6 protein-coding genes are annotated in these 7,507 nt (G+C 71.2%); 3 read left to right on the forward strand and 3 right to left on the reverse strand.

What is annotated here, in order from left to right; genetic code table 11:
* Both AB0C20_RS14680 and AB0C20_RS14685 read left to right on the forward strand, forming a co-directional pair.
* Entirely contained in the window at positions 1-1,572 is a 1,572-nt protein-coding gene (locus tag AB0C20_RS14680; RefSeq protein WP_357187399.1) for a Na+/H+ antiporter, read from the forward strand.
* Entirely contained in the window at positions 1,569-1,826 is a 258-nt protein-coding gene (locus AB0C20_RS14685) for a UBP-type zinc finger domain-containing protein (RefSeq protein ID WP_238682894.1), read from the forward strand. Before AB0C20_RS14680 ends, AB0C20_RS14685 begins: the two co-directional genes overlap by 4 nt.
* A 4-nt stretch (positions 1,827-1,830) precedes the next feature.
* On the opposite strand, the gene AB0C20_RS14690 is transcribed toward AB0C20_RS14685, so the two are convergent.
* A complete protein-coding gene (locus tag AB0C20_RS14690; protein WP_357187396.1) occupies positions 1,831-3,081 on the reverse strand; it encodes a DUF222 domain-containing protein in 1,251 nt (416 codons plus the stop codon).
* Positions 3,082-3,192: 111 nt separating this feature from the next.
* The gene (locus tag AB0C20_RS14695) at positions 3,193-4,122 is read right to left on the reverse strand and encodes a hypothetical protein (RefSeq protein WP_357568152.1); all 930 of its coding nucleotides are present in this window, start codon (positions 4,120-4,122) and stop codon (positions 3,193-3,195) included.
* A 134-nt stretch (positions 4,123-4,256) separates the two neighbouring features.
* Between AB0C20_RS14695 and AB0C20_RS14700 the strand changes: the two genes are divergently transcribed.
* Positions 4,257-4,913, forward strand: a complete 657-nt coding sequence (locus AB0C20_RS14700; protein ID WP_357187390.1) for an HAD family hydrolase — start codon at positions 4,257-4,259, stop codon at positions 4,911-4,913.
* Between the two features lie 65 nt (positions 4,914-4,978).
* Here AB0C20_RS14700 and AB0C20_RS14705 read toward each other — a convergent pair.
* Positions 4,979-7,507 (reverse strand): glycoside hydrolase family 9 protein (locus AB0C20_RS14705; protein ID WP_357568153.1); only part of this gene is annotated, 2,529 nt, incomplete at its 5' end.

Consider the following 7,507-nt stretch of genomic DNA (forward strand, 5'->3'; position numbering starts at 1 on the left):
ATGGAAAGCCTGTTTCCGGTCGTCGTCTTCCTGGCGATCGCCACCCTGGGCGCCGCGTTGGCCCGCCGGCTCGGTCTGCTCGCGCCGATCGTGCTGGTCGTCCTCGGTCTGGCCCTCTCGTTCGTGCCAGGCTTCCCGCAGATCGAACTCGACCCCGAGTTGGTGCTTGTCGGCATCCTGCCGCCGCTGCTCTACGTGGCCGCGCTGGAGACCTCGGTGCCGGCGTTCAAGAACAACATCCGGCCGATCCTGCTGCTCGCGGTCGGCCTGGTGTTGTTCACGGCGTTCGTGGTCGGGTTGGTGCTGCACCTGCTGTTGCCGCAGCTGCCGTTCGCGATCTGCCTCGCCCTCGGCGCGGTGGTCGCCCCACCGGACGCCGTGGCCGCCACGGCCGTCGCCCGTCGGGTCGGGCTGCCCCGCCGGGTCGTCACCATCCTCGAGGGCGAGAGCCTGGTCAACGACGCTACCGCGCTCGTCCTGCTGCGGGTCGCGACGATGGCCACCGTCGGCTCGACCGTCGGCGCCGACAAGATCGCCATCGAGGTGCTGCGATCCACCGGGGGCGGCATCCTGATCGGGGCGCTCGGGGCGCTGGTGTTCGGCTTTCTGCATCGGCGGATCACCGACCCGTTGCTGGACAACGCGCTGTCGCTGATCATCCCGTTCGCTGTGGTGTTCACCGCCGAACACCTGCACGCCTCCGGTGTGGTCGCTGTGGTCGTCACCGGTCTGGTGCTCGGGCACAAGCTGCCCCAGTTGCTGTCGGCGGCGTCCCGGTTGCAGATCGGCGCGTTCTGGCGGCTGGTCCGTTTCCTGCTGGAGGGCCTGGTCTTCCTGCTGGTCGGGCTGCAACTGCGGGAGGTGCTGCGCGACCTCGACGAGCCAATCGGCTCGCTCGTCCTGATCACCTTCGCGGTGCTCGCCACCGTCTTCCTGACCCGCTTCGTCTGGCTCTTTCCGGCCACCTACCTGGCCCGGTTGGTCCCCCGGGTCCGCCGCCGTGACGCCCGGCCGTCGCCGAAGTTCCCGATCATCATCGGCTGGGCCGGTATGCGGGGCGTGGTGACCCTGGCCGCCGCGCTGGCCCTGCCGCTGACCCTGGCCGGCGACGAGCCGTACCCCAGGGCGTTGTTGATCTGGCTGGCCTTCGCCGTGATCGTTTTCACCCTGGTCGGCCAGGGCGCCACCCTGCCGCTGGTCGCCCGCCGGTTGAAGCTGCCGCAGGACGACCCGGTGCAGGACGCGCTCTCCGCGGCCGCCGTGCAGCAGCAGGCCAGCAAGGCCGCGCAGGACCGCCTCGACGAGTTGGCCGACAGCGCACCCGATGCGGTGGTGGACCGGCTGCGCCGAGCGGTGGAGGACCGCACCAACATGGCGTGGGAACGACTCGGCGGCGACGAGCGGGAGACCCCGTCGCAGGCGTACGGTCGGCTGCGGCAGGAGATGATCGACGCCGAGCGGGACGTGTTCCGGGCGGCCCGGGACTCCGGTCGGATCCCTGAGGAAGTGCTGGTGCAGGCCTACCGTGACCTGGACCTTGAAGAGTCGTTGCTGCGAGAGGTTGAGAAGTGAGCTGTCAGCACCTGACCGAGGCCGGTGCCGCCGAGCCGCGTACCCCCGACGAGTGCGCGGACTGCGTCGCCACCGGCGACACCTACTGGGTGCACCTGCGCACCTGCCTGAGCTGTGGGCAGGTCGGCTGCTGTGACTCGTCGCCGAACCAGCACGCGAGCAAGCACTTCGCGTCCACCGGCCACCCGGTGATCCGCTCGGCGCAGCCGGGAGAGGCCTGGCGCTGGTGCTTCGTCGACGAGGAGATCGGCTGAGAGGTCACGTCCGTAGGTGGTACTGGTTGCGGCGGGGGAGCTGTTCGGGGTCCAGCCATGCCGGCGGAACGAACTCGGGGCGACCGTCGCCGCCGAGCCGGACGGCCCACTCACCACGGTGAAGGTGCCGGTGGTGGTGGCCGCAGAGCAGGACGGCGTTGGCCAGGCTGGTGTCGCCGCCGTCGGCCCAGTGTCGGATGTGGTGGGCGTCGCACCAGCGCGGTGGGCGGTCGCAGCCGGGGAAGGCACAGCCTCGATCACGTAGCACCAGGGCGCGGCGTAGCGGGCCGGTGATGAGCCGGCGTTGTCGCCCGACGTCGAGTGGTTGGCCGGCGCCGCCGAGGACAGCGGGTAGGACGGCGGCGTCGCACGCAAGCCGGCGCACAGCCGCGGGAGTGAGATGCGGGCCGGTGTCGAGAGCGCCGGTGCCCAGCTGCCGCGCCAACCCGTCGTAGCTGGTGGTGACGACGAGTTGGGTGGGGTCGCCGCCATGGTCGGGGAGTTCGCCACCGCGCAGGGCGAGTCGGCAGACATCAGCGAGGGCATCGTGGCGGCGTTGCCCGGCGGTGCGTGTTTCGTCCGGCCCGGTGGGTGCGCTGAGAGGGCCGATGGCGGTGCGGAGCAGCGCGGCAGCCTCTGGATCGAGGATGCCGGTGAGGCGTAGCCGGCCGTCGGTCTGTTCGCTGATCGTGACGTGTCGGTCGCGGGCGGCGCGCGACTCGTCGGCCCGCAGCGCCGCTTCGGCGGCCGCGTCGGCGACCTCTGGGGCGACGTGATCGAGGATGCGGGTGCCGAGCCTGCGCAGCAGGGTGGCGTCGAACTGCGCCGCCCAGCCGACGAGGACGCCGACCGCCCTGTCGGCGGCCTCTGCCCCGGCGGCGGTGTGGACGGTTTCGACAGTGCCGGCGATGACCCGCGCCTGCTCGACGTCGACCTCCCCGTTGGCCAACGCGTCCCGCACGGCGGCTGGGGCGGCGACGAGCGTCGCAGCCAACTCGACCAGCCGCCGGGCAGCACCGACCCTGAGGCGCAACCGGTCCCGCAGCCACACGGCTGTCGACGACGCGCCCTGCGCGGTCGCGATGCCTCGACCGTCCAGCTCCCGCACGAGGGCCAGCTTGACCGCGGCCAGGCGTTGCTCGAGTCGGTGCGTGGCGTCGATTGCCGCGACGAGGTCGTGCGCCGGAAGAGCCCACGCCGGCGCGTCGAGGCAGTCGGCGACCGCCGCCTCCGCCTGCGCCAACTCCTCCAACATGGACCGACAATAGAACAGGTGTACGACAGTTCTGGCTCGGTCGCAGGTTAAGCTCACCGGCATCCGGCAGCGGCAAAGGGGCGCCCACTGTGGCCTTCGCCGAGGCCGGGCTCAGCGGCTGATGCCGTCGACGAGACGTTCGGTGGCGAGGCAGGAGACAAGGCAGCGCTCCTTCGCGTCACCGCTCAGCCGGGCGGTCCAGTCGGTGAGGCCTCCGTCGCCGATCTCGAGGCTGCCGTCCAGGAGGGTGATCCGCAGGGCGCAGCCCGTGTAGTAGCCGCGACCGCGAGACCGCTCCGGTTCGTCCACGAGCGGCACCACACCTGCGTCGAGTGCCGGTCGAACGGTGTCGGCCAGCCGCTCCCGGACGACCTCATCGTCGAAGGTGGTGACGTGCAGCCGAGGCGCGGCGGTCGGTGCCAGCTCGGCGAGGACGGTCCGCCAGTAGGTGAGATGCCGGACCAGCAACCGGGCCTGCGTGTCGCCCGAGCCAGTGTCCCGGGCGCTGGACACCAGGGCGAAGAGCCGGAAGTGCGCCGACGCGTCGCCGCCGAAGTCCTGCGCCCGCAGCACCCGATGGGCAGCGGCCAGGTGCACCTCGCTCTCTCGGCGGCGACGTACGGCCGCCTCGATGGCGAGGGCGTTTGTGGGATCGCTCAGCACCTCGCTGGCGCGCATCGTGGTGACGATCCTGTTCTGGCTGATCGGTGCGACAGCCGAGCAGGTGCCGACCGGTACGACCGGCGACAGCTCCACCCCGGCGACGTCGGCGGGCAGCAGTTGCCACATCCGGGCCTCCACCCGCGCGAGCACGCGCGGGTCGGCACGGGCCGGGCGGACGAAGCGGTCCTCGCGCCACCGTCGTACCACCTCGGACGGTCGCGTGGTCGCCGCCCGGTCGCGGGCCACGCTCAACAGCAGACTGCGCAGGTCCGCGCCGGACATCCCGGACAGTGCGCTGCGGGACCCCGCCGGCATCGCCGCCCACACCCGACGCTCCGCGCCAGTTGGATCACCATGAGCCAGATCACCGTCATCCATCGCGTCACCATGGCTCACTCGGCGCGTCTGATCCACCGGTTTGCTGCGCGTCCGGCTTGATCGTCGAAGCCCGCTGGTCGTGCGTACCCCCGTCTATTCTTCACCGACGGTGCGAGCGTCAACGGGGGACGGACATGATTGACACTGTCATCTTCGATGTTGGCGGGACCATTCTCGACGAGTCCCGCGAGTTCGCTGCCTGGGCCGATTGGCTCGGGGTGCCCCGGCACACCTTCTCGGCGGTCTTCGGCGCGGTGATCGCCCGGGGTCTCGACTATCAGGAAACGTTCCGGGTCTTTCGGCCCGACTTCGATCTCACCATCGAGCTACAGCGTCGCGAGGCTGCCGGCCAGCCGGAGTCGTTCGCCGAGGAGGATCTCTACCCGGACGCGCGGGGGTGCCTGGAGTCCTTGAAGGACCAGGGCCTGTTCGTGGGCCTGGCCGGAAACCAGCCAGCTCATGCAGAGGCGACCCTGCGCGATCTCCACCTTGCGGTGGACGTGATCGGCACATCGCACGGGTGGGGTGTGGCGAAGCCGTCACCGGCGTTCTTCGAGCGGGTCGTCGCCGCGGGCGGCGGTGTCGCGTCGTCGATCCTGTACGTCGGCGACCGGCCCGACAACGACGTGCGCCCGGCCCTGGAGGCGGGCATGAAGACGTGCCTGATCCGACGCGGTCCGTGGGGACACATCCTCGACCCCTCCACGGTGGCCGAGCGGTGCCTGTTCCGGATCGACTCACTGGACGAACTCCCGAGCCTGGTGGCGAAGCACAACGCGGCCGGCGGTTGACCCGCCGGCCGCGCGTCGTGCGGTCCTGGTGCCCGCCCCTCCCCGGGCGGGCACCAGGGCGTCGGTCAGGTCAGCGAGCAGGCCGCCCCGTTGACAGTGACCAGGCCGGGGCCCGGGTTGGCGCCGCCGCCCGTCGTCGCGTTGAAACCGAACGTCACAGTGCCGCCGGGTGCGATCTTGGCGTTGTACGACTCGTTGCGCGCGGTCACCGTCGCGCCGGACTGGGCGACCTTCGCCAGCCACGCCTCGCGTACCCGCTGGTCACCGGTGAACGCGAAGCGCACGCTCCAGCCGTTGATGGCCGCGGTGCCCGTGTTCTGGATGGTCAGCTGCCCGGTGAACCCGGTGCCGCCCTGCCAGGCGCCGTAGTTGGTGTAGCGCGCCGTGCAGGTGGTGGCCGGCACCGCGCCGGCGTCACCCTGGTCGGCCAGGAACGAGGAGATCCAGGTCAGCGCCGAGTTCCAGTTGATCGCCACCTCGTTTGTCGAGTACGAGTTGATGTCGTCGACGTAGCAGAACATCGGCTCGCAACCGGCCAGCAGTTGTGCCACGAACGGGTCCTGGAGGGCCGCGTTCGGGCCACCGGCGAGGGAGCCGGCGGGCGGTCGGGGCAGGTTCGGGTCGAGCTGGTGGCCGAAGATCCGGCTGTGCTGGTTCTGCGCGGCGTGCTCTCCCCACCCGGTGACGTAGGAGATGTTCAGGGCGTTGCGGCCAAGGATGTAGTCCATGGCCTGTACGGCGCCGTCGCGGTAGACGGGGTTGCGGGTCAGGTCGAACGCGGTGGCCAGCACCACGGCGTTGTTGATGACGTTGCTGTTGCCGCCCCAGAAGTAGCTGTTGGCGTCACCGGGCATCGGCAGCCCGTACGCCTGCCGGCGCAGCTCGGCGAGGTACGTGTCGGCGGCGGCGGTGACCGAGGCGCGAACCCGGGCCAGGTCGGCGGCGGGTAGCCCGTTCGGCACTGTGGCAAGGTCGAGGCGGCCCAACGCGGCCACGCTCTGCCAGCCGAAGCCCCGTGCGTCGAACACGTTTCCGGTGTGGTGCGGCGAGGCGGTCAGGTCGGCCAGGTAGTTCTGCGCCCCGGTGGTCAGGTACAGCTCGGCCGCCGCCCAGTAGAACTCGTCGGTGACGTTGCTGTCGTCGTACGCGCCGCCGCCGGTGCCGTCGGTCGGGCTGGCGTACACCGCCGGGTGGGCCTTGGCCGCGGCGTAGGCGGTCTTCGCGGCAGTGCCGCAGCGGGTCGCGAACGCCGCGTCGTAGGGGGCGAAGAGCCGGGCGCACTGGGCTGCGGTGGCGGCCAGGTTGAGGGTGGCAGCTGTCGACGGCGGGTGCAGCTCGCGCGGCTGCGGATCGTCCTGCGGCGAGAGGGGCAGCCCGGTCCAGTTCTGATCGTGGATCTTGTGGTGGACCATGCCGGCGAGCGGCTTGCCGGCGGGCACCTGCATGCGCAGCAGGAACTCCAGCTCCCAGCGGGCCTCGTCGAGGATGTCCGGCACCCCGTTGTCTCGCTCGGGCACCCGCAGCGTGCCGTCGGCGAGTTCCGCGCCGCCGTTGGCGGTGGCCGCCGTCCTGGTCCGCTCGAAGGTGTTCAGCAATTGGTAGGTGGCGATGCCGCCGTTGACCACGTACTTGCCGTGGTCGCCGGCGTCGTACCAACCGCCGCGCACGTCCAGGGAGTAGTCGCAGACACCTGGCTGGCAGGGCACGTTGGTGTCGCCCTGGTTGGGGGCGACGCCGAGGTGGCCGGCGGGTCGGGCGTACTCGTCGCCGATCAGGTCACCGTCGATGGCGATGCCGCTGCGCTGGGCGTAGAAGAACTGCAACGAGTCGGAGCGCAGCTGGTCGTAGAGGGCGCCGGAGATGTCGAACGGGTGGCTGGTCTCGCCGTCCACTGTGAGCGTGAGCCCGGTGCCTGGAGTGCGGTAGCTGGAGAAGTCGACAGTCTGCACGTTCTGCCCGGAGGCGGCGTCCACACCGCGGGCGGTGGTGGTGCCACTGGCCACGACGGCACCGGCGGCGCTGCGTAGCTGCCAGGGCAGCGCTGCGGTGGCCTCGGTGACGACAGTGGCGTTCTTCGGGCCGCCGGGAAGGTAGCCGACCTGGTTGACGCGCACCCGTGGCCCGGTGTCCGGCTCGTACGGCTCGGGCGGCTCGCCGCCGCGCAGCGAGACGTCGTCCAGGCAGATGGTCTGCGCCTGGGCGGAACCGCCGACCTGGAAGATCAGTTGGGCGCTGGGGTTGTCGTCCGGGACGGTGAAGGTCTGCTCGACCCGCTGGAGGGTGCCGGTCGCTGTGGCGTCCACTGCCGCGTACGTGGTGTACGGGGCGCTGCCAAGCTGCAACACGGCCTTGACCGCGGCGCCGGGGGTGGCGGAGACCGCGAAGCCGAGGGTGTACTCGGCGCCGGCGATCAGCGGCACACCGTCCTGGCCGATGCCGGCGTCCCACGGGTTGGCCAGCCCGCCCGCGACTGTGGTGCAGAGCTGGCCGTCGGTGACCGCCAGCGCGCCGGTGCCGAAGGAGAACCAGGGGCTCACCCCGGCGCTGAAGTCGCCGTTGTCGATCTGCTCGGGGGCGTCCGGTGGTGGGTCGGC

This window comes from Micromonospora sp. NPDC048843, from assembly GCF_040649965.1.
GTDB classification, from domain to species: domain Bacteria; phylum Actinomycetota; class Actinomycetes; order Mycobacteriales; family Micromonosporaceae; genus Micromonospora; species Micromonospora hortensis.